Annotated in this window: 1 protein-coding gene; it reads right to left on the reverse strand. The window is 56.6% G+C overall.

All coding sequences use genetic code 11. The features are described 5' to 3' along the window. Nucleotides 1-3 precede the first annotated feature (3 nt). Nucleotides 4-336, reverse strand: coding sequence for a helix-turn-helix transcriptional regulator (locus tag ACFC3J_RS23075; protein ID WP_057197109.1), 333 nt, complete (start codon nucleotides 334-336; stop codon nucleotides 4-6). Between the last annotated feature and the right edge of the window lie 176 nt (nucleotides 337-512).

Below are 512 nucleotides of genomic sequence, written 5' to 3' on the forward strand. Positions count from 1 at the left end.
GGCTTATCTGCTCTTGGCTTTGACGGGCGTGCAAAACAGCTTGTGCAGCGTGGCATAGAGCTGCTCGATGCGCGGATCGGCGATGCGATACCAGAGCGTCTGGCTTTCCCGCCGGAAAGTGACGAGACCCTCGTCGCGCATCTTCGCGAGATGCTGCGAGAACGCCGATTGCGAAAGGCCGACGGCCTCGGCGAGGGAACTCACGCTGTCCTCCCCGCATTCAAAGAGCCTGCACAGGATCATCAGCCGACGCTCATTGGCGAGAGCGCGCAGGATGGAGGCAACCTCAACCGCCTGCTTTTCGAAAGTTTCCGGATCGAACGTTGCTGAGGCCACCGCCCTGTTCCCATTATTTCAGTCATTGCTGAATTAGATATTGCTAATATATCCGTCAAGACCAACCGAACAATGGCATCAGGGAGTTCCAGAATGTCACAGCCAATCATCCGATCGTTCTTCGACGAGCCGACAAACACGGTGAGCTACCTCGTCGCCGATCCGGCCACGAAAAA

Origin of the sequence: Sphingobium sp. (genome assembly GCF_041987595.1) — a bacterium.
Taxonomy (GTDB): domain Bacteria; phylum Pseudomonadota; class Alphaproteobacteria; order Sphingomonadales; family Sphingomonadaceae; genus Sphingobium.